The following is a 24,788-nucleotide window of genomic DNA, read 5'->3' on the forward strand; positions in this document are numbered from 1 at the left end:
GCATCCCAGATTTACGTCGGGAGCAGAGCGGCGTGTCGCCCGATTGAAATGCAGCCCGATTGCTACATCGCAAGCCATAGTCGGCCCATGAGCGGTCCCTTGGGAAATCCATGTTTCGCTATTGTGACAACGTCAACATGGCGACTGATTCAAACCCGAGATGTGGTTTTTATGCCGCAGTGCGGAATCGTGAGGAGACGCCGATAAACGGCTAAGAAGCTGCACTTTTCCCAACCCGCTTCGGCAATCGCCTTTTCGGCCGGGACCGGTCGGGGGCCGGCGGGCCCGGACGATTCGGCCAGTCGGGGCGCGCGATGCAAGCCGGCGAGTCGCGACTCGCCCGATCGCCTGCGATCAGCGTGCAGCCGCGACGATCTGTGCCCAGGCGGCTTCGTCGATTACCGCGATCCCCAGTTCCTCGGCCTTTTTCAGCTTCGAACCGGCGCCCGGTCCGGCGATGACCAGATCGGTTCGGGCGGAAACCGATCCCGCGACTCGGGCGCCAAGCGCTTCGGCCTGTGCCTTCGCTTCGTCGCGGCTCAGCGTTTCGAGCGAGCCGGTGAAAACCAGCGTCTTGCCCGAAACTTCGGATTCGCGCGCCTCGACGACGAAAGGCGGCGGTGAGACGACGGCCAGCAGGTCGTGCCAGACCTTGCGGTTATGCGGCTCGTGGAAGAAGTCGGCGAGTGCATTGCCCACCGCCGCGCCGATATTGTCGATGCCGATATGCTCGGCAATCGCCTTGTCGACGCGATTGCGGAACTTCTGATCTTCCTCGCCCAGTGCGGGCGTCATCGCATCACGCAGTGCGATAATCTCGTCGGCCAGCGTTTCGAGCGCCTCGAAACGCTCGAGCCGCTTGAGCAGGTCGCGCGCCGTGACGATGCCGATATGGCGAATGCCGAGCCCGAACAGCAGCCGTGCGGCATCGGGCGAACGCTTCGCCTCGATCGCGTCGAGCAGATTGGCGACCGATTTTTCCTGCCAGCCCTCGCGCGCCAGCAATGCCTCGCGATGATCGGCCAGATGGAAGATATCCGCCGGTTCGCGCACCCATCCGAGCGCGATGAATTCCTCGATCGTCTTTTCGCCCAGCCCTTCGATATCCAGCGCGCCGCGGCTGACGAAATGACGCAGCCGCTCCTGCCGCTGCGCCGGGCAGATCAGCCCGCCGGTACAGCGGATATCGACTTCGCCTTCCTCGCGCACCGCTTCGGAACCGCAGCCGCCAAATTCGACCGGGCAATGGGTGGGAAAGGTCCAGAGCTCGCGTTCCACGTCGCGCGTCAGATTCTCGACGATCTGCGGGATGACGTCGCCGGCGCGCTGAAGCACGACGCGGTCGCCGGGGCGCACGCCCAGCCGGGCAATCTCATCGGCATTGTGAAGCGTGGCGTTGGTGACGACGACGCCGCCCACCGTTACCGGCTCCAGCCGCGCGACAGGGGTCAGCTTGCCGGTACGTCCGACCTGAATGTCGATCCGCTCGAGCGTCGTCTGCGCCTTTTCGGCAGGGAATTTATGCGCGATCGCCCATCGCGGCGCGCGTCCGACGCTGCCCAGCCGGTCCTGCCAGTCGAGCCGGTCGACCTTGTACACGACGCCGTCGATATCGAACGGCAGGTCGGCGCGCTGCGTTTCGATCCTGCGATATTGCGCCAGCGCCTCGTCCAGCGCGACCGGACCGGTGAACAGGTCTGACACCGGAAAACCCAGTTTGCGGATCGCTCCGATTACTTGAGTCTGAAGCTCGCCGGGCAGGACGGAGACTTCGCCCCATCCCCAGGCTAGAAAACGCAGCGGACGCGACGCGGTTACCGACGCATCCTTCTGGCGCAGCGAACCGGCGGCGGCATTGCGTGGGTTTGCGAACTGGCGTGCCTTCTCCGGGTCGGCGGCTTCGGCAAGCAGCCGGGCATTGAGCGCCGCGAAATCGGCCTTCGCCATATAGACTTCGCCGCGCACTTCGAACACGTCCGGCGTGCCGATCCCATCGGCAGGAAGCGTTGCGGGAATATCGGCGATGGTGCGGACATTTTCGGTCACATCCTCACCGACGCGGCCGTCGCCGCGCGTCAACGCCTGCACCAGCCGGCCCTGTTCATAGCGCAGCGAACAGGAAAGCCCGTCGATCTTGGGCTCGGCGGTCAGCGGTACCCGGGCATCGTCGGCGAGCGCCAGAAACCGCCGGACGCGACCGACGAATTCAGCGATATCCTCGTCCGAAAAGCCATTGTTCAGGCTGAACATCGGCAATGCGTGGGCGACTTCGGAAAGATGTCCCGACGGCGCGGCGCCGATTTGTCGCGACGGCGAATCCGCACGGATCAGATCCGGGAACGCCGCTTCGATCGCGCCATTGCGGCGGACCAGCGCGTCGAATTCGGCGTCGCTGATCTCGGGCGCGTCGTCGGTGTGATAGCGCCGGTTATGATGCGCGATCTGTTCGGCAAGCCGGGCAAGCTCGGCGGCGGCTTCTTCGTCGGTGCGCGGCAGGGACTCCATGGCCTTTCGCCTATAATGCCGTCGCCCGCCGGGCAAGCGGTGTCGTTCGGCGCAAGCGCGTCGCGGCGGAAACGTGCCGAATCGGCGCGTTGGCGTGCGCTAACGGCTTGAGGGCGGGGGACTCGCCCGTTATGCAAAGCCGCCCAAGGGGAGGGAATTCGCACGTGTCCACACGGGCGCCGGGGTCGCACCGGTATGAAGCTACAATCGAAAGAGCCGGCTGGTCGCTCGCTGCAGGCAGCGTGCTGGGCGGGCTGATCGTGCTCGGGCTGGTGCTGCGCGGCGGACAATATGATCCGCTGGCGCTGGCGGCGGCCTGGGGACTGGGCACGGTGTTGATGGGCATGGGGATCACGGCGGTCGCGGGGCCGTTATGGCTCGTCATGCACGTCGCCGGATGGCGCCGGCCGCGCCATGCCGCGCTGGTCGGTGCGATTGCCTCGCTTGCGATTTTCGTCGGCGCGCAAACCTATGGCTTCGGGCTGCTCGACATGCCGCCGACCGATAATCGCGCGCTGCTGTATCGCTGGCTCAGCGCGATTGCCACCAGCGCCGTCATCGCCGTCGCCGCGGCGTTTATCGGGCTGGTGATGTGGCGGATCGCCTATCGCCGCCAGGGATAGGCGTCCTTTGCGATTGCGATCAGGCCTCGCAATCGCCCAGCCGCCGGCGCGTGACGCGCAAGGTCAGATCGAACACGGCGTCGGTGTCGCCCATCCCGCTGTGCGTGGTGGTCGTGAAAACCTGAGAATTCGCCGTGCTCGTCCCGGTCATGGTGCCCGATGAATCCCCTTGGGGCGTCGTGCACTGAAAATTGCTGTCGAGCTTGCCGCCGGCCATTTCGACTTTCTCGAACTTGCACATATTGGCCATCCCGCCCATCGCGCCGGCATCGCTGTCCAGCAGCTGCTCGCTGGTCAGGCACGACCGTTTTTCGCGAGCGACCTTGCCCACCTGCTCCTCAACGGCGCGGCGCTGTTCATCCGTGGCATTTTTGATGTCGAGCGAAACGACTTCGATCTTCTGCAGCCACAGGCCCGCCTGGGGCGGATCGAACTTGCGCGCCGCCGCCATTTGCTGCGCGACGACATCGGCAGAGGCATCGCGCAGCATGACGTTGCCGGTCGCTGCGGCGCTTTCCTCGGTCGACTGGCCGCTGCCGCACGCCGCGAGCGCCAGAAGGGCGGAAGTCGCAAACCAGTGCTTCATCGATTGCATCCTGTCTTTCGGGGCGCCGGTGCCGCCCGATTGATTTGATGGCAAGCGCCATGGCACAGGCGTCGGCGGCTCGGCAACCGCCGGTTGCGACCGGCGCGCGGCAACGGCGTCGATCCACATCGCCGGATTGAACCCGCCCCGCCGCGATAGCATATCCGCTGTCATGGCCATTCAGATCCGCACCACGCTGGACGAGCCCGAAACCGGACAGGATTTCGTGCCGCACCGCCCGCAACGCCCCGAAAAGGCAGAGGGCGGCAGGAAATTCAAGCTGGTCTCCGATTATGAACCGTCGGGCGATCAGCGTCAGGCGATTCCCGAACTGGTCGAACAGGCGTTGCAGGGCGAGCGCGATCAGGTGCTGCTCGGCGTCACGGGCTCTGGCAAGACCTTCACCATGGCCAAGGTGGTCGAAGCGCTGCAGCGCCCCGCGCTGGTGCTCGCGCCCAACAAGATTCTCGCCGCGCAGCTTTACGGGGAATTCAAGAGCTTTTTCCCCGAAAACGCCGTCGAATATTTCGTCAGCTATTACGACTATTATCAGCCCGAAGCCTATGTGCCGCGCACCGATACCTATATCGAAAAGGAATCGTCGGTGAACGAAGCGATCGACCGGATGCGCCATTCGGCGACGCGATCGCTGCTCGAACGCGACGATGTGCTGATCGTCGCATCGGTGTCGTGCATCTATGGCATCGGATCGGTCGAAACCTATTCGGCGATGATCTTCGACCTCAAAAAGGGGCAGAGCGTCGATCAGCGCGAGATCATCCGCAAACTGGTCGCGCTACAATATAAGCGCAACGACGCCGCCTTTGCGCGCGGCAATTTCCGGGTGCGCGGCGACAGCCTGGAAATCTTCCCCTCGCATTATGAGGACACCGCCTGGCGGATCGCCTTTTTCGGCGACGATATCGAGGAAATCACCGAATTCGACCCGCTGACCGGCAAGAAAGTCGCCAGCCTCGACCATATCCGCGTCTATGCCAATTCGCACCACGTCACGCCCGGGCCCACGCTCAAACAGGCGATGGAGGCGATCAGGCATGAGCTCGCCGAGCGGCTGAAGGAATTGCAGGGCGAGGGGCGGCTGCTCGAAGCGCAACGGCTCGAACAACGCACCAATTTCGACCTTGAGATGATCGCCGCGACCGGCAGCTGCGCGGGGATCGAGAATTACTCGCGCTTCCTCACCGGGCGCCTGCCGGGCGAACCGCCGCCCACGCTGTTCGAATATCTGCCCGAAAACGCCTTGCTGTTCGTCGATGAAAGCCACCAGACGGTGCCCCAGATCGGCGCGATGGCGCGCGGCGACCATCGGCGCAAGATCACGCTTGCCGAACATGGCTTTCGCCTGCCCAGCTGCATCGACAACCGCCCGCTGCGCTTCAACGAATGGGACGCGATGCGCCCGCAAACGGTCAGCGTCTCCGCGACCCCAGGAAATTGGGAAATGGAACAGACCGGCGGCGTTTTCGTCGAACAGGTGATCCGTCCCACGGGCCTGGTCGATCCGCCGGTCGAGATCAAACCGGTCGAGGAACAGGTTCAGGACCTGATTCAGGAATGCAAGGCGACGGCCGAAAAGGGCTATCGCACGCTCGTCACTACGCTGACCAAGCGCATGGCGGAAGACCTGACCGAATATATGCACGAAGCGGGGATCAAGGTCCGCTACATGCACTCGGACGTCGAGACGCTCGAGCGTATCGAGCTGATCCGCGACTTGCGGATGGGCGTTTATGACGTGCTGATCGGCATCAACTTGCTGCGCGAGGGGCTCGATATTCCCGAATGCGGGCTGGTCGCGATCCTCGACGCGGACAAGGAAGGCTTCCTGCGCTCGGAAACCTCGCTGGTGCAGACGATCGGTCGCGCTGCGCGTAACGTGGAGGGCCGCGTGATCCTCTATGCCGATCGCATGACCGGCAGCATGGAGCGTGCGCTCGCCGAAACCGGCCGCCGCCGCGAAAAGCAGGAAACGTACAACGCCGAACACGGCATCACCCCCGAAACCGTGAAGAAGAATATCGGCGACATCATCGCCCATGTGTCGAGCAAGGATCAGGTAACGGTCGAGATCGACGCCGATCGCCCGCACATGGTCGGCCACAATCTGCGCGCCTATATCGAGGAACTCGAAAAGAAGATGCGCGATGCCGCCGCGAACCTGGAGTTCGAGGAGGCAGGCCGCCTGCGCGATCAGATCCGCAGCCTGGAGAATGAAGAGCTGGGCCTGCCTGATGCGGAGAAGAAAGCGCCGGTGATGGGCCGTAGCAACGAAGGCAAACCGGGCACCCGCAAGACGCGGTACGGGAAAGTGCAGAAGAAGTTCGGGGGCGGCAGCCGTCGATAACCAGTAAATCGCGCCGACCCCGCTTATTTCGTCATGCCGGACTTGTTCCGGCATCCGCCGTGCTACAAGACTGGTGTTCCGATACAGGGTGGCGATTACGCCACATTAACGGAACGGGGGCGGGATGGCGAGCGAAACCGGCGGCATCGGGCGGGCATTGCTGGCAGTGCGAAACCGTGCGGCTTCGACCCGCGACTGGGTGCGCAAGCGCATTGATCCACAGCGACGCCATCGCGCGCTAAAGCTGCTCTGCGTCGTGCTGGCGACGTTATTGGCGATCCGCGCGCTGGAATTGCTCGCGGGGTTCGACACCATCCGCAGCGGTTGGAAATGGATTGCCGGCGGCGCCTTTTTCGGCCCGATATTCTTCCCTGACGAAGCAGACGCTCCGCAATGGAAGGATCGGGTGCAGGCGGTGCTGGTCCTGCTGGGGCTGCCCGTCCTCTATCTGCTCTGGCACTGGCGTGACAGCAATGTCCGCGCCCAGATTGCGGTAAGCCGCGACGAATATGACAATCGGCGCAAGGATACCAACCTCAAGGAATTTCAGGAGGTTCAGTTGCGCGCGTCAGGCGCCCTTCCGGAAACGCTGCCCGCCGAAGCGCGTGAGCAGCTCCAGATCGCCGCGCTGCACCAGCTTCGCGGCTTCCTGAGCGGTGCATATGGGGAGGATTTTCGGCGCCCGGCATTCGAGTTGCTGCTTGCCGGCCATGCCGCTGCAATGGAACGGATCGGTCATCTTGAGGAAATCGAAGCCCTTCTGGCGGGGAATCCCCCAGTGTCGGAGCGCGTGACGGAAATCAGAAAGCTGGTCGCCGAAGCGAAGAAGCAGCTCACGCCGGTGGGTCGCGAACGTCTCGGCATCCTCCGCGACGAAGCCGAAAGTATCTTTGGGACAGGATTCGATCAGAGCGGCGTCGGCTATCCGCTCAATGGGCGCCGGTACGACTGGATTGAACTCCCCTCCACAGCGTTGCTGGCGCGGCGCAGGCTGAAAGGAAGCGCTTTTGTTGGCGCGGACCTGAGCGGGGCGCATCTCGAAGGCGCGGACCTGTTCGAGGCGCATCTCGAAGGCGCGGACCTGTTCGAGGCGCATCTCGAAGGCGCTAACCTGATCGAGGCGCATCTCGAAGGCGCTAACCTGATCGAGGCGCATCTCGAAGGCGCGGACCTGTTCGGGGCGCATCTCGAAGGCGCGCACCTGTTCGAGGCGCATCTCGAAGGCGCGACCCTGATCGAGGCGCGTCTCGAAGGCGCGAACCTGCGCGGGGCGCATCTCGAACGCGCGCGGTTCGATGCCGACACGCGCCTCGCCGAGAATTGGGATGAAATCACGGAATTTCAGCGCAACGCCGCGCGCCGCGAATGGAGCGACCGTGGCGCGATCTTCGTCGACAACCGTGGCGACCCAACCGATCTCCCACCCGACGACACACCTTCTGCCGCCCCCCACATCCCCGGTTGAGCCCCCGTCGCTAATCGCGCATAAGCTCCCCCATGCGACGACCCACGCCCGCCGCCGCGCTTGCCGCTGCTGTCCTTGCTCTGACCATCGGCAGCCTCGCCGCATGTTCGGGCGCGCGGATCATTCCTGCGCCTGCCGATCCGATTCCGGTGCCGACGCCCGTTCCCACGCCCACGCCCACGCCGACTCCGGTGGTTCAGATGCCGACGGGCGACTGGCGCGACTGGGCGGTGACGCCAGGCGACTGGGTCTATCGCCAGGATGGGCGCGGCAGCATCGCGCTGTTCGGTCAACCGGGGATCGACGCCGATCTCACGCTGCGCTGCGATCTTTCGGCGGGTCAGATATTCCTGTCGCGCAAGATGGCGGTGGCGCCCGCAGGTCCGCTGGCGATGACGGTGCGCGCCTCGACCATGTTGCGCCAGCTGTCGATGCAGCCGGTGGGCGGGGGACAGCCCTATATCGCCGCCGCGCTCGATCCGCGCGATCCGCTGCTCGATGCGATGGGCTTCAGCCGCGGGCGATTCATCCTGGAAGGGGGCGGGCTGCAGCCGCTGGTGATCCCCGCCTGGCCCGAAACGCTTCGCGTGATCGAGGATTGCCGCAAATGACGCGCGGCGCCCCTGCCGCCCTTGCGGGCTTGCTGGCGGGGGCGTTGTTGAGCGGGTGCGGCGGATCGCCGCCTGCGACGGACAATAACAGCGGCCCTGTCGATGGATCGGTCGGCGGCGGCGCCCCCATGCGCACGGCAAGCGCGCCTGAATTCCGGGGCGCGCCGCTCGGCCTTGGCAGCTGGCACTATCAGGAAATGGGGGGCGAGGCCGCCGCCGCATTCGGCCCGCCGGCCAGCGAGGCGCGCTTCATCATCCATTGCGACCGCCAGACCGGACAGGTGCGTTTCGTCCGCGCCGGATCGATATCGTCGGGCGCGGGCACGATGCGGCTGGTGTCCGATCGCGGATCGATCACGCTCGCCGCGCGCGACACCCATGGCGAAACGCCCGAGGTGGAAGCGACGCTGCCCGCCGGGTCCGATTTCATCCGCGAAGTGGTCGACGACCATGGCTCGCGTTTCGGCGTCGCGATCGATGACGGCAAATTGCTGGTGATGCCCGACGATCCGGCGATCCAGCGCGCGCTGAACGGCTGCCGGACGCGCTGAAACCCCCGGAAAAGTGCCAGATTCTGGAAGGACGCGCCCGCGATATCGCAGCGCAGAACTCCAGATTCGTTCAAATCCCGGGAAAATACAAGACTTGTTCTGCGACTCGCCTTGATTCAATCCTTTGCACGTGCCCAACGGCACGCAGTGTTCCAACTAGCGAAAGGAGGTGATCCGATGTCTCATGGTTCAGCAGTGAGGTCGGTTCCGTTCGTTCGGGAGACGCGCCGCTAACTGCCTGATGGCAAAATCCGATGGGTCGACATCCATCGGGTTCGAAGCGGGGGGTATTCTCCCCCAACCAACGCTTCGATGCCGCAGGCGCGCGGCCCGCATGGTCTCCCGGGCTGGAGCTTCCGGCCGCTGACCATGTCGGAGGTTGCCGGGCCCCATCGGGGGCTCGGCAGCCTCTTTCATTTTGGGGAGCAGGCTGATGATATTTCCCGGAATGGCAGAAACACGAATTCTGGCGGCACTTTCGCTGGTTGTGGCCCTGTCGGGATGCAACATCACCGGCGATTGCGGGGACACGGTGTTTGAAAAGACCGTCGATCCGGAAAGCGGCATGATCGCCTGGGGCTATGTTCGCAATTGCGGCGCCACCACCGGCTTTGCGACGCATGTCGCGGTTGGCAAGCCGAACAGTCAGCTTGCCGACGCGACCACCGTCCTCATCATCGATTCCGATCACGGCAAGGCGACGATGGGTAACCCTTTGAACGCGGTATGGATCGGTATCGGATGGTCGGGCAGACGAAACCTGTCGGTTACCTATGCGTCCAAGGCGCGCGTTTTCGAGAAAAAGAGCAGCGCAGCCGGCGCAACCATGACGTTTCAGGCATCTGAGCCATATCGGGAGCCGAGCGTCGTGGTGTACTGACCGCCTCAAAACACCCTTGGATCGAAGATCGACCAGCCGGTCCGCTGCACCAGCCGTTCGAGCGCCAGCGTGCCCAGTTGCGAATTGCCGCGTTCGTTGAGCCCCGGCGACCAGACCGCGATGCTCGCGATCCCCGGCACCACTGCCAATATCCCGCCGCCCACGCCCGATTTGCCCGCCATGCCGACGCGAAACGCGAATTCGCCCGATCCGTCATAATGGCCGCAGGTCAGCATCAGCGCGTTGATGCGTCGCGCGCGCCGTGCCGACACGATATTATGCCCGGTATCGGGATTGCGCCCGCCCGCCATCAGAAACCGGCCCGCGCGCGCGAGCTGGCGACAGCTCATCGCCAGCGCGCAATGGTGGAAATAGACGCCCAGCACGCGCTCGGCGGCCTGATCCAGATTGCCGAAACTGCGCATGTAATTGGCAAGCGCCATGTTGCGAAACCCGGTGTCCTGCTCGGCCCGTGCAACGGCTTCGTCGATGTAAATCGCGTCGTCCCCCGCCAGCATCCGCACGAACCGCAGCATTTCGCCGATCGCCTCGCGCGGTTCGTGATGGCCCAGCAATATGTCGGTGACGACGATCGCGCCTGCGTTGATGAAGGGATTGCGCGGGATGCCATGCTCGCTTTCGAGCTGGACGACCGAATTGAACGCGCTGCCCGACGGTTCGACGCCGACGCGGCGCCACAATTGATCGCCGACCGCGCCCAGCGCCAGCGTCAGCGCGAACACCTTCGACACCGACTGGATCGAAAAGGCCATGTCGCCATCGCCCGCGATGCATTCGCGGCCATCGGCCGTCACCACCGCGATGCCGAAGCGGCGCGGATCGACCGCTGCCAGCGGCGGGATATAGCTTGCGACCGTCCCCCGGTCCGGCGCATCCGCCATTTCGGCGGCGATATCGTCTATGATCGCGGCAAGATCGGCCATGACAGCATGATAGGACGCAGACAGCGCGCTTTCCTAATCGTAGATCATCACGGCGAGCGACCAGACCAGCCAGATCAGCAAGGCCCAGAGCAGCAGCACGATGACGATGCCGCCCCATGCGATCGGCAATCGCGATTCCTTTTCCGCCTTGGCGCGATATTCGGCCAGCAGCGCATCCGGCACCATCTTTTCGAACAGCCACACGCCCAGCGGGATCAGGATCATGTCGTCGACCAGACCCAGGATCGGAATGAAATCGGGCACCAGATCGATCGGCGACAGCGCATAGGCGGCGATCACCAGACCGAACAGCTTGGCGGTCAGCGGCGTGCGCGGATCGCGCACCGCCAGCCAGACGGCATGCGCTTCGACGCGGATACGATGGACGAGCGATGGCCCCATGGCGCGGGCATCGCGCGCGCCGGGGCAGGGGTCAAGCGGGTAATCGCGCGGACGCGCTTTCCCGCCCGGCGGGGGCGGGGGGGGGGGCTGCCCGCGCAACGTCAATGGCCCGCAAGCCTGTCCTGCGGGCCAGATCGTCGCCGGACCGCGATCAGAGCGCGGTTTCGACGTGGCGCCCTGCTTCCTCGGGCTTGATCGTCCTGCCGGTCAGCATCTTGAAATAACCGGTGATCGTCTGGTCGCCTTCCCAGATTTCGGCGTCCTCCAGTTCGAACCGCAGCATCATCAGACTGGGATCGTTGCGGCCGCCCTCGAACCAGGCTTCGACCATGTTGGACCAATATTTGTCCTTCACCGCTTCGTCGGTCTCCTCGACGATATTCCCCTTGATACAGGCGAACAGCTTATGGTCTTCTGACACATATTGGACCATCGCGGGCCCGCCGGGGGCAAGGCGATTGGTTTTGGATGTGTAGAACCAGAATTCGCTGTCGGCGTTCTTGTCGACGATCGCGGTCATCGGTTCGCTATGTTCGCTGCTGCCGATCAGGCCCGCCATCACGAACCGGTCGCCGGCCAGCTTCTTCCACATATGCTTGCGAATTTCGTCGGCGCTCTTCTTGTCGGACATCACATACTCCTCAACTGGTGTGCAGCTGTCCAACGAAGCGGAGCGCGACTCTTTCCATTGATTCTCCAAGGGATTGCCGTTCAACAGGGGATAGCGGTTCAATCGGTGCGATAGCGCGCGAGCGTCACCAACCCCGCGCCCACGGCCAGCCCCGCACCCACCATCAACGGAACCGCACCGAGCCCCAGTCCGGCGGCCAGCAGGATGCCGACCAGCGACGCGCCCATCGTCTGGCCCAGCAGGCGCGCCGTTGCGATCATGCTGCTTGCCGCGGCGGTGCGTGCCATCGGCGCGGAATTGAAGATCATCCGCGCATTGGGCGAATAGAACATGCCGAAGCCCACGGCAGTCAGGCTGAGCCGCCACGCAAAATCCATCGGCGCCACATCGGCCGGGGCAAGCATCATCAGGATCATGCCGCTCGCCGCAAAGCACATGCCGATCATGCCCAGGATCGAGGATTTGAACCGGTCGGACAACCAGCCCGCGGTCGGCGATACCACCAGCATGGTCAGCGGAAATGGCAGGATCAACAAGCCCACTTCGTCGGGCGAATATCCCATGCCGCGCTGAAGCCGGAAGGGCAGCAGGACCAGCATTGCCGCCGATGCCATGAAGGCGAAGATCGCGCCGATCGTTGCCAGCCCGATGGTCCGGTTGCGCAGCAGGTCGACGGGGAAGATCGGTCGCTCGCGAACCGATTGGCTGCGCACGAACAACAGGCCCGAAATCAGCCCCGCGACGCCTATCGGAACGCCCAGTGCCACCGATCCGTGGATCGCGATGTCGAGCCCGCCGATGATCCCGCCGAAGGTCGCGGCGCTCCACAGCCCGCTCTTCCAGTCGTACCGCCCGCTCGCCCGTTCGGGATGCGGCAAGGCCCTGCCGATCGCTAGCGACAGCAAGGCGAAGGGTACGGGCGCCACGAACACCCAGCGCCAGTCGAAATGCTGGACCAGAAAACCGCCCAGCGTCGGAGCCAGCGCGGCGGACGATGCCGCGACGACGCTGTTGATGCCCAGGCCTCCGCCCAGCGATTTCGACGGATAGATGAAGCGCAGCATCGCCGTGGCGACGCTCAGCGCCATCGCCGCGCCCAGCGCCTGAAACCCGCGCACGACCAGCAGCATCGGAAAGCTGTGAACGAGGAAGGTCGCGGCGGATGCCAGCGCGAACACTGCCTGCCCGGTCTGATAGACGCGGCGCAGCCCGAATTGCTCGCCCAGTCCGCCGAACGGCAACAGGCACATCACCAGAACCAGCTGATACAGCGTGACGACCGACACCACCGCGCCTTCGCCGATGCCCAGATCGTCGGCGATCGTGGGCAGGGCGACATTGGCGATCGTGCCGTCGATCATGAACAGCGCGGTGCCGAAGGATATGGCGAGAATGGCCCAGATCCGCCGGGGAAGCGGCAGGCCCTCAGTCTCGATCGCGGGGGATGGCATCGCCGCGCTCGCTGCACTGCGGCCCGGGCGGAGTCAATGGGCGCTGGCGGCGCGCGAAAGCCGGCGCAGAGCGGCAAATGCGGCCAGTCGAGTCGGTTTCAGGGTCGCCCGTGCCATGGCTCGGTTCAGCCGGTGGCCGTGCGAATCCCGATCGGGTAGCGATGGTTGCGCCGCGCATCGATGCGGCTTGTTCGGGAGTGTGGAATGAAACGGCTATTGGCCTTCGGCTTTGCAACGCTGGCGATGGGGATCGCCGTGCCGGCTGCGGCACAGGTCGCAGCGGAAGGCAATGTCGCGAAAATGGATGGCGACTGGGGCGGTGAAATCGGCCTTGCCTATGATGCGCCGCTGGTGCCGGGCCTTTTGAACTTCAGTCTGGGCGGTGGCGGCTTCGTCCATGACGGCGCCGACGATGTCGATATCGACCTTTATGCCCGTGCCGAGGCAAAGGCGACCGTCGCGGACACGTTCGCGCTGGGCGCCGGCGCGCGGCTGGGTTCGGACCTCGATTTCTATGGCACGGTCGAAGTGCCGATTGCGCCGCTGCTCAAGCTCAAGGGCAATATCGGCGAGGATTATTTCGCGGCGGGGCTGCGCTTCGGTTTCTGAACGGGCGCGATGCGCTGATCGTGCCAGTCCGCGCGATCAGTGCGCCGCGCCCTCCGGCACAAGGCGCGGGTCGGTCCCATAGCGGTTTTCGCCCGGTGCGGGCGGCCAGAAAATGATGGCGAAAAGGGCGATCAGGCTCAGCCACCGTGCCGCCTCTGCCGCGACAGGCACTTGCAAGGGGCTGTCGTAGCTGATGCGTATGATCATGACCGTTGCCGCAATCAGCGGTCCGGGCCAGCCGGGCAATCCGATATCGTGAAGGCGGCGCGCGGAAAGTGTCATGATCGGCAACGCCGCGAGCGCATGGGCTTCGGCCACACTGATTGTCAGGCCAAGCCGCGCCGCCAGCATCGCAATCGCCGAACCGATCATTCCTGCCAGCCACAGGAAAAGAAACGTCTCGCTTCGCGTCGCACGGCCGCGAAACAACAACACGTCCCGGATAGGGGCGCAGGCCAAGGGCCAGGCCCTCGCCGAGGATACGCAATCCCTTCAACATCAAACGGGAGGCTGCCTTGCCGACAGCCTCCCGTCAATAATCGGGTCGATTACAGGACTTCGAACAGGCCGGCGGCACCCATGCCGCCACCGATGCACATCGTCACGACGACGTACTTCGCGCCGCGACGCTTGCCTTCGATCAGCGCGTGGCCGGTGCAGCGCGCCCCGGTCATGCCATAGGGGTGGCCGATCGAAATCGAGCCGCCATTGACGTTGAGCAGCTCATCGGGAATGCCCAGCTTGTCCTGGCAATAGAGCACCTGCACCGCGAACGCTTCATTGAGCTCCCACAGGCCGATATCGTCCATCTTCAGGTTGAACTTTTCGAGCAGCTTCGGGATCGCGAAGACCGGGCCGATGCCCATTTCATCGGGCTTGGTGCCCGCAACCGCCATGCCGACATAGCGGCCGAGCGGCGTCAGGCCGCGCTTTTCGGCGACCTTTTCTTCCATGATGACGCTGGCCGACGAACCGTCCGACAACTGGCTGGCATTGCCTGCGGTGATCGTGCCCTGCGGCCCCACCACCGGCTGCAGCGACTGCAGCCCTTCCAGCGTGGTTTCGGGACGATTGCCTTCGTCCTTGGACAGCATCACTTCCTTCTGCGTGACTTCCTTCGTCTCCTTGTTGGTGACGTTCATCACTGCAGTTACCGGAACGATCTCGTCGTCGAACTTGCCCGCGTCCTGCGCGGCGGCGGTGCGCTGCTGCGACCGCAGACCGTATTCGTCCATCCGCTCGCGGCTGATGCCATAGCGCGCGGCAACCACTTCGGCGGTCTGCAGCATCGGCATGTACGTGTCGTCATGCATCGCGATCAGATCGGGATCGGCCTGCACGCGCATCTGCGGCGTCTGTACGGTCGAGATCGATTCCTGACCGCCGCCGATGGCGATATCCATATTGTCGATCATCACTTGCTTGGCGGCGGTGGCGATCGCCATCAGGCCCGACGCGCACTGGCGGTCCATCGACATGCCCGGCACCGTGATCGGCAGGCCCGCGCGCAACAGCGCCAGCCGCGCGATATTCGGGCTCTGGCTGCCCTGCTGCAGCGCCGATCCCCAGACGAGATCCTCGACTTCGCCCGGTTCGATCCCGGCGCGCTCGACGGCGGCCTTGATCGAATGTGCGCCCAGCGACGGGCCGAGCAATGCGTTGAAAGCGCCGCGATAGGCGCGACCGATCGGCGTGCGGGCGGTGGAAACGATGACTGCGGAACGCATGGTATTTTCCTTTCCTGGTGCCTCCTCCGCCGGGGAGGAGGTTTTAAGGTTTAGGCTCGCCTGCGCGAGCGAAGCAGCGGGCCGGAGCCGGGGGCTCCATTCGCCTTCGCACGAACGAAGGCGGCTTTCAGATCAGACGTATAACAGCGCGATCCACTCCGCGATCAGCGCCGGTTTTTCCTCGCCTTCGATTTCGAGCACATATTCGGTCACGCGTTCCCACACGCCCGGCTTGCGCTCGGTCAGCTTGATGGTGGTAAAGCGGGCGCGCACGCGCTTGCCCGAACGTACCGGCGTCAGGAAACGGACTTTGTTGCCGCCGTAATTCACGCCCATCTTCAGGCCTTCGATCGTCGGCTCATCGGCCAGCGTGCCCAGCATCGGCATCAGCGACAGCGTAAGGAAACCATGTGCGATGGTGCCCCCGAACGGAGTCATCGCCGCGGCCGCGGGATCGACATGAATGAACTGGTGATCGCCGGTGGCATCGGCGAACTTGTCGATCATTTCCTGCGTAACAGTAATCCATTCGGAAACACTCGGCGTGCCCACGCGTTGGACCAATTCATCGATCGTTACGGTCTCCACTGGCCCTTTTCCCTCCATTGCCTTTCGCCTAGGCGCGGATGCCAGATAGAGGCCCGGGTCCGAGTCCCGCAAGCCCACAACCAACTCAATGATGGAAAATCACTATGGACGCTACGTCGGCTGCCCGGAAATCCATGATATCCTTGCATCGCGCCGCCGAACCCGATGTTCTAAAGCCGCTTGTCGCGCGTGCGCGACTCGATTCGCAAGAACGATCGCGCGCGCTGGGATATGCCGCCGGATTGCTCGCCGACCTGCGTGAGGCCCAGCATCGCGGATGGGTGAATCAGTTTCTTCAGCAATATCGCCTCAACACGTCCGAAGGCATCGCCCTGCTCAGCCTTGCCGAGGCATTTCTGCGCGTGCCCGATCCCGAAACCGCCGATCTGCTGATTTCGGACAAGCTTGGCGAGGCCGACTGGCGCTCGCATAGCGGCAAATCCAGCTCGAAAATGGTCAATTCGGCTACCTGGGGGCTCGTCATGGGCCGCGCGCTGGTGGGTGAGGGCGATGGCGGCCCGCTGCGCCGCTTGCTCTCGCGCGCCGGCGAACCCTTTGTGCGTCAGGCGGTCGGGGCGGCGATGCGGCTGATGGGCGAGGTGTTCGTCATGGGCCGGACGATCGACGAAGCGATCAAGCGGATGAAGAAGCCCGAGAATAAGGGCTTCGTCGCCAGCTTCGACATGCTCGGCGAAGCGGCGCGTACGCAAAAGGACGCCGAACGCTATTATGTCGCCTATCGCAAGGCGATCGACGCCGTGGGCAAGGACGCAAAGGCCGGGCATTCGATCTCGGTAAAGCTCTCCGCGCTCCATCCGCGCTATGAAGTGCCGCAATATGAACGGTGCGTCCCCGAACTCACCGATATGCTCGCCCAGCTGTGCCAGCAGGCCGCCGATCGCGGCATTTCGCTGACCGTCGACGCCGAAGAGGACGAACGTCTCGACATGAGCCTCGACATTATCGAGGCAGTGGCGAAGCGTTCGGAACTGCGCGACTGGGAAGGCTTCGGCATGGCGGTGCAGGCCTATGGCAAGCGCGCCCCGGCAGTGATCAAATGGGCGGATTCGCTCGGCCGTCCGATCAATGTCCGGCTGGTGAAGGGCGCCTATTGGGATACCGAGATCAAGAAGGCCCAGATCGAGGGGCTGAGCGGCTATCCGGTCTATACGCGCAAGGCGGCGACCGATGTCTGCTATCTCGCCTGCGTGCGCGAAATGCTCGAGGCGAATCATATCCGCCCCGCTTTCGCCAGCCATAATGCGCTGACCGTCGCGACCATTCTCGAATGGGCGGGCGAACGCCGCGATTTCGAATTTCAGCGGCTCCATGGCATGGGCGAAGGCCTGTATGAGCGGCTGGTGCGCGAACGCGGCTATGCCTGCCGCATCTATGCGCCGGTCGGCGGGCATAAGGATCTGCTCGCCTATCTCGTCCGCCGCCTGCTCGAAAACGGCGCGAATACCAGCTTCGTGCACCAGCTGGGCGATGACAGTCTGTCCGAAGAGGAATTGCTCGCCGATCCGGTCGATCATATCGAATCGGTCGGGCGGACGCGCCATCCGGGCATTCCGCTGCCGGTCGACATGATGGTCCATTGGCGCAACAGCCAGGGTATCGACCTGAAAGACCGTCCGATCCTGCTCAGGACCGCTGCCGATATCGAAGCGGTGCCGTTCGAACCCGAAGGGACCGACGCGGTCCATGCCGATCCGCTGCATCCCAGCGGCCGCGCGCGCAAGGCGATCGAAGCGGCACGGACCCCCGATGACGATGTCCATGCGGCGATCACGCGCGCGCAGGGCGCCTATCGCGACTGGGAACGCACGCCGATCCATGATCGCGCGGCGGTGCTCGAACGCTTCGCCGATCTGCTGGAGGAAAACCGGATCGAGCTGATGGCGCTGTGCGTCAAGGAAGCGTTCAAATCGATTCCCGACGCGCTGGCCGAAGTGCGCGAGGCGGCCGATTTCTGCCGCTATTATGCCTATCAGGCGCGCACCGATCTGGTTCCGCGCACGCTGCCCGGGCCGACCGGGGAGCGCAACGAGCTCAAGATGGAAGGGCGCGGCACCTGGGCCACGGTGGCGCCGTGGAATTTCCCGCTCGCGATCTTCGTGGGTCAGAATGCCGCCGCGCTGGTGACCGGCAACACCGTCGTCGCCAAGCCCGCGCCGCAAACGCCCGGCATCGCCCGTCGCGTTGTCGAACTGGCGCATCAGGCGGGCGTGCCGCAGGATGCGATGATCCTGGTCACCGGCGGCGCCGATGTCGGTGCCGAACTCGTGTCCGACAGCCGCATCGCGGGGGTCGCCTTCACCGGATCGACTGCCACGGCAAAGCGGATCGCGCATACGCTGCTGGTCGATGAAGACCGGCCGATCATTCCGTTCATCGCCGAAACCGGCGGCATCAATGCGATGATCGTCGATTCGACGGCGCTGCCGGAGCAGGTGGTCGCCGATGTCATCACGTCGGCGTTCAAATCCGCGGGGCAGCGTTGCTCGGCGCTCCGCCTGCTGCTGATCCAGGAGGATGTTGCCGAGGGGATTGAGGAAATGATCGCGGGCGCCATGGCGACGCTGATCATCGGCGATCCGGGCGATCCGGCGACCGATGTGGGGCCGGTGATCGACCGCGCCGCCTATGACCGGCTGATGGCCTATCGCGAAACGATGCGCCCGCGCTGGCTGGCGACCACCCATGTTCCCGATGAGGGGCTGTTCGTGCCGCCGACGATGATCGGGCTCGATTCGGTCGACGATCTCGACAAGGAATGGTTCGGCCCGATCCTGCACGTCGCGACGTGGAAGGCGGGCAAGCTCGCCGAGACGATCGAGCGGGTGAATGCCAAGAAATATGGCCTGACCATGGGGTTGCACAGCCGCATCGCGCGCTCGGCGGAGATTGCCGAGGATCTGGCGCGGATCGGCAATCTCTATGTCAACCGCAACATGGTCGGTGCGATCGTCGGATCGCAGCCCTTTGGCGGCGAAGGGCTGTCGGGGACCGGTCCCAAGGCGGGCGGCCCCAATTATCTGCCGCGTTTTTGTGCCGAACGCGCCATCTCCGTCGATACGACCAGCGCGGGCGGCAATGCCTCGCTGCTCAACATGGACGAGGGCGCGTAACGCCACAGGAGTTGCCGTCGCGGTCGCGCCCGGCTACAGGCGCGGCCGTGACGGGTTCCCGAGAGGGATCAAAAGGGAAGTTCGGTGCGTGGGGAAACCTCACCATGCCGGCGCTGCCCCCGCAACTGTAACCGGCCAGCCCGGCGCCATTTGCCACTGAAGCGCATGCTTCGGGAAGGCGGCGCCGCCAGCGACGACCCGGGAGCCAGGAGACCTGCCCGCCACGGTCGAATTCCTTTGCGCGGGCGGGGTGTACCGGGCGAACGAGGCGGAAACCCTCGAGCGAGCGACGCCAGACTGGAGTCGCCGATGCCGTGAGGGTGCAAGGCGACTCGATATTTCGAGGTGTCTTGTTGATGAAGAAATTTCCCCTGTTCCTGTCCGCATCGCTGGCGCTGCTGCCCGCGACCCAGGCCTTTGCGCAGAGCGCCGATGATGACGATGTGATCGTCGTGGCGACCGGCGTCGAACAGCTGGCGAGCGAAGCCGGGCGTTCGGTCACGGTGCTCGACCGCGACACGATCGACACGCGGCAGAGCGTGTCGCTGTCCGATCTGCTCGCGACCACGCCGGGCGTCAGCGTGACGCGCAATGGTGGGCCGGGCGGTCTGACCGCGGTTCGCATTCGCGGCGCCGAAGATACGCAGACGCTGGTGCTGATCGATGGCGTGCGCGTCAACGACCCCTCTTCGCCGGGTGGCGCCTATGACTTCGGCAATCTGCTGACCGGCCCGGTCGAGCGTGTCGAAGTGCTGCGCGGCCCGAACAGCGTCGCCTGGGGCAGCTCGGCGATCGGCGGCGTCGTCAATGTCGTTACCGAAAGCCCGACCGAGGGTATCCATGCCCGCGCCAATGCCGAATATGGCTATGCCGATCAGGTGTCGGCCAATGCCACGCTGATGGGCGGCGGCGATGCCGTGCAGGGCGCGCTGACTGGCAGCTATTTCCGGACCGACGGCATTTCGCAGGCGGCAAGCGGCACCGAAGCCGACGGCTATCGCCAATATGGCGCCAGCGGCCGGATCAAGGCGCGGCTGTCGACCAATTTGCGTGCCGAACTGCGCGGCTATTGGGCGGACAGCAAGCTCGATCTCGATGGCTTTCCGGCGCCCACCTATGCCTTTGCCGACACGTCGGAATATTCCACTGCGCAGGAACTCTATGGCTATGCCGGCCTGTTCGGCGATTTCGGTCCGACCTCGCACCGGCTGAGCTTTTCGATCGCCGATATCAATCGCGACAATTACGATCCGACGATCGCCGCCGCGCCGCTCTATCTCTATCGCGGGCGCAGCGAACATTATGCCTATCAGGGCCAGATCGGCGCGCCGATGGCGCGGCTGGTGATCGGCGCCGATCAGGACAATCAGCGTTTCTATGACGGCAGCACGGTGTCCCGCGCGAACATCACCAGCGTCTATGGCGAAGCGATCGTCACGCCGCTTCAGGGCCTCGCAGTAACTGCGGGTGTGCGGAACGACGATCACAGCCAGTTCGGCAGCCATGTGACCTGGGGCGTCAATGCCGTCTATGCGCTGCCGACCGGTACGCGCGTCCACGCCAGCTATGGCGAAGGGTTCAAGGCGCCGACTCTCTATCAGCTCTATGCCCCTTATTACGGCACGGCGACGCTGGTGCCCGAAACCGCCGACAGCTGGGAAGTCGGTGCCCGTCAGCAGCTGGTCGACGGTCGGCTCATGCTGGGTGCGACCTGGTTCGATCGCACGACGAAGAACCAGATCGATTTCGACACGGCGACCTATACCTATGCCAATATCGCACGGACCCGCGCCAAGGGAGTCGAGGTCGAACTGGCCTTCCGGCCGAGCGACAATCTGACCCTCACCGGCAATTATACCTATACCGACACCGAAAACCGGTCGCCCGGCTATGTCGGGAATCAGCTCGCCAGACGTCCGCGCGATGTGGCGAGTGTCTCGGCCGACTGGACGAGCCCCTTCGGCCTCAAGCTTGGCGGGACGGTGACGATGGTGGGCGACAGCTTCAACGACGCGGGCAATTTCACGCGGCTCGACGGCTATGCGCTGGCCGGTATCCGCGCGGAAATGCCCGTGACCGATCGTATCGCCATCTATGGCCGGGTCGATAACCTGACCGACGCGCAGTATGAAGTGGTCAGCGGATACGGCACCTATGGCCGTGCCGCCTATGCCGGCGTCCGGTTGCGGCTCGACTGATGCGGCTGTCCGCCCTGTCCATTCCGGTTGCGGCGCTGCTCCTTGCGGGTTGCAGCGCCGCGCCGATGCCACAGGGCGGCGGCATCGTTTCCACCAATCCCTGCGCCGATGCGATGCTCGTTCAGCTCGTGCCGGCGCAGCGGATCGCCGCGATCAGCCATTATTCGGCCGATCCGATGGCCAGCTCGATTCCCCCCGAAGTCGCCGCGCGGTTCCGCACGACGCGCGGCGACGCCGAGGATGTGATCGCGATGCAGCCCGATCTTGTCGTCGCGAGCAGCTTTACCTCCGCTTCGACGCGCGCCGCCTATGCGCGCGCCGGGCTCAACGTCCTCTATCTCGATTCCCCGACCAGCATCGCCGCCAGCGAGGCGCAGGTGCGCGATCTCGCCCGGGCAGTGGGCGCCCCCATGGCGGGCGAGGCGATGGTGCGGCGGATCGACCGCGCAGTGGCACTGGCGACGACATCGGCACCGCCGGTTCCCGCGCTGCTGTGGATCGGCGGCAATCTGGTTTCGGGTGACGGCACGCTGCTGCACGAAATGCTCGGCCGCGCCGGTTTTCGCGATGCCGCCGCCGATTACGGGCTCCATTATACCGGCTATCTGCCCGCCGAACATGTCATCGCCGATCCGCCCCGCGTGATGCTGGTGCCCGATCCGCAGGGGCGCTCTGCCGCCTCGCGCGCGGCGCAGGTGCGTGCGCGTGTCCTCTCGCGCATGGACGGGCGTGTGGTGCAGGCGCATTTTCCGCGCCGCCTCGTCAATTGCGGTGGGCCGGTGATCGCCGATGCGATGACGCGACTGGCACAGGTGCGCGGAGCCATGAAGTGAAGCGGCCTGTGCTGATCGCTGGGCTTTCCGCGCTTGTCCTGCTGTTCTTCTTTCTCTCGCTGATGGCCGGGAAAGTATGGGTGCCGCTCGGCGCCTGGTGGTTGCAGGGCGACCCGCGCTGGCTGATCGTTACCGAACTGCGCCTGCCGCGCGCGCTGCTCGGCATCGGCGTGGGCGCCGCGCTCGGCCTGTCGGGCGCGGTGCTGCAGGGTTATCTGCGCAATCCGCTCGCCGATCCGGCGGTGGTCGGCATTTCCTCGAGCGCCGCGCTCGGAGCGGTGGTGGCGATCCTGCTGCTCTCGGCCACCTCGCCGCTGGTCATCTTCACCTGCGCCATGGCGGCGGCATGCGGCGCGATGCTGGTGCTCGCCGCGCTGGCATGGCGCACGCGCAGCGCAGTGGCGTTCATCCTTGCCGGCACGGTGCTGGCCAGCCTCGCCGGAGCGGTCACTGCCTTCCTCATTTCGATCGCGCCCAACCCCTGGGCGACGGCGGAGATCATCGACTGGATCATGGGCTCGCTCACCGATCGCAGTTTCGACGAAGCGACGCTGGCGCTGCCCTTCATCGCTGTCGGCTGCGCGCTACTGCTCTGCACCGGGCGCACGCTCGACGCGCTGACGCTGGGCGAGGATGCGGCGCGCACGCTGGGGCTCCGGCTCGAACGGACGCAATTGCTCGTGGTCCTGGGTACTGGCTTGTCGGTCGGCGCGAGCGTCGCGGTCACCGGCGTCGTCGGCTTTGTCGGACTGATCGTCCCGCACCTGCTGCGCCCGCTGGTCGGTGCGCGCCCCTCGGCCTTGCTCGTCCCCAGCGCATTGGGCGGCGCGGCATTGGTACTCGCTGCGGACAGCCTTGTCCGCCTCGCCCCGGGCGCGAGCGAAATCCGCCTCGGCGTTGCGATGGCGCTGATCGGCACGCCTTTCTTTTTCGCGATGCTGCTTCGCATGCGGAGGTCGGCATGGATCTGACCGTAACCGGGCTCGACGTCACGCTTGGCGGTCGTCCGGTGCTGCACGGGATCGACGCGATCTTCCCCGCTGGACGGATCACCGCGGTGCTCGGCGCCAATGGTTCGGGCAAGACGACTCTGCTGCGCACGCTCGCCGGGCTTGCCAAACCCGAACGCGGCCACGCCATGCTCGGCGGCCGGATCGTCACCGATCTCGACTCGCGCGAACGCGCCCGCGCGATCGGTTACCTGCCCCAGGACGGGGCGGTGCACTGGAACATCAATGCGGGCGATCTGGTGATGCTCGGCCGCACTCCGCATCGCTCGCCCTTTGCCGGTCCCTCGCCCGCCGATTGGGAGGCGGTCATGGCCGCGATGTCCGCCACCGCCACGCTCGAACTGGCCGATCGTATCGCGACCGAGCTTTCGGGTGGCGAGCGCGCGCGCGTCCTGCTCGCCCGCGTGCTTGCCGGCGATCCGCAATGGCTGCTCGCCGACGAACCGCTCGCCAGCCTCGATCCCGCGCACCAGCTCGACCTGCTCGCCCGGTTTCGGCAGCTCACCGAACGCGGGATGGGCGTCGTGATCGTGCTGCACGATCTGGTTCAGGCCGCGCGCATCGCCGATCGGGTGTTGTTGCTGCGCGAGGGGCGCGTGGTCGCCTTCGGCCCCGCGGCCGAGGTGCTGACTCCCGAGCCGCTGGGTCGCGCCTATGGCGTTCGCGTCGCGATGGTGCCCGATGGCTCGGGTCTCGCGTTGCCGGTGGCGATGGACCGGATCTAACCGACCGAAGTCACGTCGCTCAACCAGTCGCACACCGCCTGAATCCGGCGGGCATGGTGCGTATCGGGATGGGTGACCAGCCAGAAGGTGCGCCACACTTCGACTTGCTCGGCCAGCACCGGGTGCAGGTCGGGCAGCGTCGCCGCCATGAAATCGGGCAGGATGCCCAGTCCCGCACCCGCCGCGACCATCATCCGCTGGACATTGATGCTGGTGCTGCGCAGCCGCGGCGCAAGATCGGGATGCACTTCGGTGATGTAATCGAGTTCGGGGGCATAGATATGTTCGGGAACATAGCTCACCAGCCGATGCTCGCGCAGCGCCGCCACCGATTGCGGCGCGCCATGCCGGTCGAGATATGTCGCCGCGCCATATAGCCGCAGGCGATAGCGACGAAGCTCGCTCGCGCGAAGCTGCGCGCCGCGCGGGCGGGCCAGCATCACGGCGATGTCCGCCTCGCGCTTGGACGGGCTGAGAAAACCCGATGCGGTGATCAGATCCAGCCGGATCGCGGGATGGCGTTCGGCAAATTCGGGCATGGCCGGCGCCAGCACCGATGTCGCGAGCCCTTCGGCAACGCTCAGCCGGACATGCCCCGCTGCCGCCGCCGCTTCGCCGGGCTGTTCGGTCGCCGCCAGCACTGCCGCCTCGATCGCTTCGGCATGCGTCAGCAGCGCGCGGCCCGCCTCGCTCAGATGCCGTTCGCTGCCGATGCTTTCGAACAGCGGCGCGCCGACGCGATCGGAAAGCCGCGCGAGCCGTCGGCTGACCGTCGTCGGATCGACTCCCAGCAAGCGGCCGGCGGTGGCGAAACGCTGCGCCCGCGCAACCGCCAGAAATATGCGAAGATCATCCCAGTTCATCGATTCGCCCATTGGCATGGCCTGCAAAAATGCACGACGATGCGGCATATAAACAGTGTTGCATGCAGAATTGCATAGTGAAATACCCCC

22 protein-coding genes and 1 riboswitch are annotated in these 24,788 nt (G+C 65.0%); of the genes, 12 read left to right on the forward strand and 10 right to left on the reverse strand.

From position 1 onward, the window contains the following. Window positions 1-354 precede the first annotated feature (354 nt). Window positions 355-2,505, reverse strand: a complete 2,151-nt coding sequence (ligA, locus tag DKB74_RS13160) for an NAD-dependent DNA ligase LigA (RefSeq protein ID WP_109808606.1) — start codon at window positions 2,503-2,505, stop codon at window positions 355-357. Window positions 2,506-2,669: 164 nt separating this feature from the next. Here ligA and DKB74_RS13165 point away from each other — a divergent pair, with 164 nt between their 5' ends. Continuing rightward, window positions 2,670-3,128 carry a hypothetical protein gene (locus DKB74_RS13165; RefSeq protein WP_239987513.1) on the forward strand — a complete coding sequence of 153 codons (459 nt, stop codon included), beginning with the start codon at window positions 2,670-2,672 and terminating at the stop codon, window positions 3,126-3,128. A gap of 19 nt (window positions 3,129-3,147) precedes the next feature. Here DKB74_RS13165 and DKB74_RS13170 read toward each other — a convergent pair whose 3' ends face one another. Beyond that, the gene (locus DKB74_RS13170) at window positions 3,148-3,714 is read right to left on the reverse strand and encodes a DUF3617 domain-containing protein (protein ID WP_161956869.1); all 567 of its coding nucleotides are present in this window, start codon (window positions 3,712-3,714) and stop codon (window positions 3,148-3,150) included. Between the two features lie 172 nt (window positions 3,715-3,886). Between DKB74_RS13170 and uvrB the strand changes: the two genes are divergently transcribed. The 5 genes from uvrB (at window position 3,887) to DKB74_RS13195 (ending at window position 9,586) form a co-directional block, all read left to right on the forward strand. Next, the gene (gene uvrB, locus DKB74_RS13175; RefSeq protein ID WP_109808609.1) at window positions 3,887-6,079 is read left to right on the forward strand and encodes an excinuclease ABC subunit UvrB; all 2,193 of its coding nucleotides are present in this window, start codon (window positions 3,887-3,889) and stop codon (window positions 6,077-6,079) included. A gap of 124 nt (window positions 6,080-6,203) precedes the next feature. Next, complete coding sequence (locus DKB74_RS13180; protein ID WP_109808610.1) at window positions 6,204-7,544, forward strand: pentapeptide repeat-containing protein; 1,341 nt, start codon at window positions 6,204-6,206, stop codon at window positions 7,542-7,544. Between the two features lie 32 nt (window positions 7,545-7,576). After that, window positions 7,577-8,155: a hypothetical protein gene (locus tag DKB74_RS13185; RefSeq protein ID WP_109808611.1), complete on the forward strand. Its 579-nt coding sequence runs from the start codon at window positions 7,577-7,579 to the stop codon at window positions 8,153-8,155. Beyond that, window positions 8,152-8,706 carry a hypothetical protein gene (locus tag DKB74_RS13190; RefSeq protein WP_109808612.1) on the forward strand — a complete coding sequence of 185 codons (555 nt, stop codon included), beginning with the start codon at window positions 8,152-8,154 and terminating at the stop codon, window positions 8,704-8,706. The genes DKB74_RS13185 and DKB74_RS13190 overlap by 4 nt, the downstream gene beginning before the upstream one ends. 379 nt (window positions 8,707-9,085) lie before the next feature. Further along, window positions 9,086-9,586: a hypothetical protein gene (locus tag DKB74_RS13195; RefSeq protein WP_145960997.1), complete on the forward strand. Its 501-nt coding sequence runs from the start codon at window positions 9,086-9,088 to the stop codon at window positions 9,584-9,586. Between the two features lie 5 nt (window positions 9,587-9,591). Here DKB74_RS13195 and DKB74_RS13200 read toward each other — a convergent pair whose 3' ends face one another. The 4 genes from DKB74_RS13200 to DKB74_RS13215 all read right to left on the reverse strand — a co-directional run bounded on the left by DKB74_RS13200 (window position 9,592) and on the right by DKB74_RS13215 (window position 13,014). Beyond that, window positions 9,592-10,530, reverse strand: a complete 939-nt coding sequence (locus DKB74_RS13200; RefSeq protein ID WP_109808614.1) for a glutaminase — start codon at window positions 10,528-10,530, stop codon at window positions 9,592-9,594. A 33-nt stretch (window positions 10,531-10,563) separates the two neighbouring features. Further along, the gene (locus DKB74_RS13205) at window positions 10,564-10,932 is read right to left on the reverse strand and encodes a YkvA family protein (protein WP_109808615.1); all 369 of its coding nucleotides are present in this window, start codon (window positions 10,930-10,932) and stop codon (window positions 10,564-10,566) included. Window positions 10,933-11,083: 151 nt separating this feature from the next. Continuing rightward, window positions 11,084-11,563 carry a pyridoxamine 5'-phosphate oxidase family protein gene (locus DKB74_RS13210; RefSeq protein WP_109808616.1) on the reverse strand — a complete coding sequence of 160 codons (480 nt, stop codon included), beginning with the start codon at window positions 11,561-11,563 and terminating at the stop codon, window positions 11,084-11,086. A gap of 98 nt (window positions 11,564-11,661) precedes the next feature. Continuing rightward, a complete protein-coding gene (locus DKB74_RS13215) occupies window positions 11,662-13,014 on the reverse strand; it encodes an MFS transporter (RefSeq protein ID WP_109808617.1) in 1,353 nt (450 codons plus the stop codon). A 204-nt stretch (window positions 13,015-13,218) separates the two neighbouring features. Between DKB74_RS13215 and DKB74_RS13220 the strand changes: the two genes are divergently transcribed. Continuing rightward, the gene (locus DKB74_RS13220) at window positions 13,219-13,623 is read left to right on the forward strand and encodes a hypothetical protein (protein WP_145960998.1); all 405 of its coding nucleotides are present in this window, start codon (window positions 13,219-13,221) and stop codon (window positions 13,621-13,623) included. A gap of 36 nt (window positions 13,624-13,659) precedes the next feature. On the opposite strand, the gene DKB74_RS13225 is transcribed toward DKB74_RS13220, so the two are convergent. From DKB74_RS13225 to DKB74_RS13235, 3 genes are all read right to left on the reverse strand, one after another. Beyond that, window positions 13,660-14,058 carry a DUF805 domain-containing protein gene (locus DKB74_RS13225; RefSeq protein WP_275658171.1) on the reverse strand — a complete coding sequence of 133 codons (399 nt, stop codon included), beginning with the start codon at window positions 14,056-14,058 and terminating at the stop codon, window positions 13,660-13,662. A 113-nt stretch (window positions 14,059-14,171) separates the two neighbouring features. Beyond that, the gene (locus DKB74_RS13230; RefSeq protein ID WP_109808620.1) at window positions 14,172-15,350 is read right to left on the reverse strand and encodes an acetyl-CoA C-acyltransferase; all 1,179 of its coding nucleotides are present in this window, start codon (window positions 15,348-15,350) and stop codon (window positions 14,172-14,174) included. A 132-nt stretch (window positions 15,351-15,482) separates the two neighbouring features. Beyond that, window positions 15,483-15,938, reverse strand: coding sequence for a MaoC family dehydratase (locus DKB74_RS13235; protein WP_275658170.1), 456 nt, complete (start codon window positions 15,936-15,938; stop codon window positions 15,483-15,485). Between the two features lie 134 nt (window positions 15,939-16,072). Here DKB74_RS13235 and putA point away from each other — a divergent pair, with 134 nt between their 5' ends. From putA to DKB74_RS13260, 5 genes are all read left to right on the forward strand, one after another. After that, complete coding sequence (gene putA / locus DKB74_RS13240; protein WP_239987515.1) at window positions 16,073-19,069, forward strand: bifunctional proline dehydrogenase/L-glutamate gamma-semialdehyde dehydrogenase PutA; 2,997 nt, start codon at window positions 16,073-16,075, stop codon at window positions 19,067-19,069. A 35-nt stretch (window positions 19,070-19,104) separates the two neighbouring features. After that, window positions 19,105-19,305: riboswitch (cobalamin riboswitch) on the forward strand. Window positions 19,306-19,425: 120 nt separating this feature from the next. Next, entirely contained in the window at window positions 19,426-21,267 is a 1,842-nt protein-coding gene (locus tag DKB74_RS13245) for a TonB-dependent receptor plug domain-containing protein (protein WP_109808623.1), read from the forward strand. Then, window positions 21,267-22,100 carry an ABC transporter substrate-binding protein gene (locus DKB74_RS13250; protein WP_109808624.1) on the forward strand — a complete coding sequence of 278 codons (834 nt, stop codon included), beginning with the start codon at window positions 21,267-21,269 and terminating at the stop codon, window positions 22,098-22,100. The genes DKB74_RS13245 and DKB74_RS13250 overlap by 1 nt, the downstream gene beginning before the upstream one ends. Window positions 22,101-22,162: 62 nt before the next feature. Next, a complete protein-coding gene (locus tag DKB74_RS13255) occupies window positions 22,163-23,071 on the forward strand; it encodes a FecCD family ABC transporter permease (protein ID WP_420822418.1) in 909 nt (302 codons plus the stop codon). Next, the gene (locus DKB74_RS13260; protein ID WP_109808626.1) at window positions 23,062-23,835 is read left to right on the forward strand and encodes an ABC transporter ATP-binding protein; all 774 of its coding nucleotides are present in this window, start codon (window positions 23,062-23,064) and stop codon (window positions 23,833-23,835) included. The genes DKB74_RS13255 and DKB74_RS13260 overlap by 10 nt, the downstream gene beginning before the upstream one ends. Here DKB74_RS13260 and DKB74_RS13265 read toward each other — a convergent pair. Further along, a complete protein-coding gene (locus DKB74_RS13265) occupies window positions 23,832-24,698 on the reverse strand; it encodes a LysR family transcriptional regulator (RefSeq protein WP_109808825.1) in 867 nt (288 codons plus the stop codon). The two genes, DKB74_RS13260 and DKB74_RS13265, sit on opposite strands and share 4 nt — an antisense overlap. Between the last annotated feature and the right edge of the window lie 90 nt (window positions 24,699-24,788).

The organism is Stakelama portus (genome assembly GCF_003171655.1).
GTDB lineage: Bacteria > Pseudomonadota > Alphaproteobacteria > Sphingomonadales > Sphingomonadaceae > Sphingomonas > Sphingomonas portus.

Excerpts from the sequence above, each read along its gene's own strand:
- DKB74_RS13205 (WP_109808615.1), bottom strand. The coding sequence starts at position 10,932 with ATGGGGCCATCGCTCGTCCATCGTATCCGCGTCGAAGCGCATGCCGTC.
- DKB74_RS13220 (WP_145960998.1), top strand. The coding sequence starts at position 13,219 with ATGAAACGGCTATTGGCCTTCGGCTTTGCAACGCTGGCGATGGGGATC.
- ligA (WP_109808606.1), bottom strand. The coding sequence starts at position 2,505 with ATGGAGTCCCTGCCGCGCACCGACGAAGAAGCCGCCGCCGAGCTTGCC.
- DKB74_RS13255 (WP_420822418.1), top strand. The coding sequence starts at position 22,163 with ATGGCCGGGAAAGTATGGGTGCCGCTCGGCGCCTGGTGGTTGCAGGGC.
- DKB74_RS13250 (WP_109808624.1), top strand. The coding sequence starts at position 21,267 with ATGCGGCTGTCCGCCCTGTCCATTCCGGTTGCGGCGCTGCTCCTTGCG.
- DKB74_RS13200 (WP_109808614.1), bottom strand. The coding sequence starts at position 10,530 with ATGGCCGATCTTGCCGCGATCATAGACGATATCGCCGCCGAAATGGCG.
- DKB74_RS13215 (WP_109808617.1), bottom strand. The coding sequence starts at position 13,014 with ATGCCATCCCCCGCGATCGAGACTGAGGGCCTGCCGCTTCCCCGGCGG.
- DKB74_RS13180 (WP_109808610.1), top strand. The coding sequence starts at position 6,204 with ATGGCGAGCGAAACCGGCGGCATCGGGCGGGCATTGCTGGCAGTGCGA.
- DKB74_RS13170 (WP_161956869.1), bottom strand. The coding sequence starts at position 3,714 with ATGAAGCACTGGTTTGCGACTTCCGCCCTTCTGGCGCTCGCGGCGTGC.
- DKB74_RS13245 (WP_109808623.1), top strand. The coding sequence starts at position 19,426 with ATGAAGAAATTTCCCCTGTTCCTGTCCGCATCGCTGGCGCTGCTGCCC.
- DKB74_RS13260 (WP_109808626.1), top strand. The coding sequence starts at position 23,062 with ATGGATCTGACCGTAACCGGGCTCGACGTCACGCTTGGCGGTCGTCCG.
- DKB74_RS13210 (WP_109808616.1), bottom strand. The coding sequence starts at position 11,563 with ATGTCCGACAAGAAGAGCGCCGACGAAATTCGCAAGCATATGTGGAAG.
- DKB74_RS13265 (WP_109808825.1), bottom strand. The coding sequence starts at position 24,698 with ATGAACTGGGATGATCTTCGCATATTTCTGGCGGTTGCGCGGGCGCAG.
- DKB74_RS13185 (WP_109808611.1), top strand. The coding sequence starts at position 7,577 with ATGCGACGACCCACGCCCGCCGCCGCGCTTGCCGCTGCTGTCCTTGCT.
- putA (WP_239987515.1), top strand. The coding sequence starts at position 16,073 with ATGATATCCTTGCATCGCGCCGCCGAACCCGATGTTCTAAAGCCGCTT.
- DKB74_RS13190 (WP_109808612.1), top strand. The coding sequence starts at position 8,152 with ATGACGCGCGGCGCCCCTGCCGCCCTTGCGGGCTTGCTGGCGGGGGCG.
- uvrB (WP_109808609.1), top strand. The coding sequence starts at position 3,887 with ATGGCCATTCAGATCCGCACCACGCTGGACGAGCCCGAAACCGGACAG.
- DKB74_RS13230 (WP_109808620.1), bottom strand. The coding sequence starts at position 15,350 with ATGCGTTCCGCAGTCATCGTTTCCACCGCCCGCACGCCGATCGGTCGC.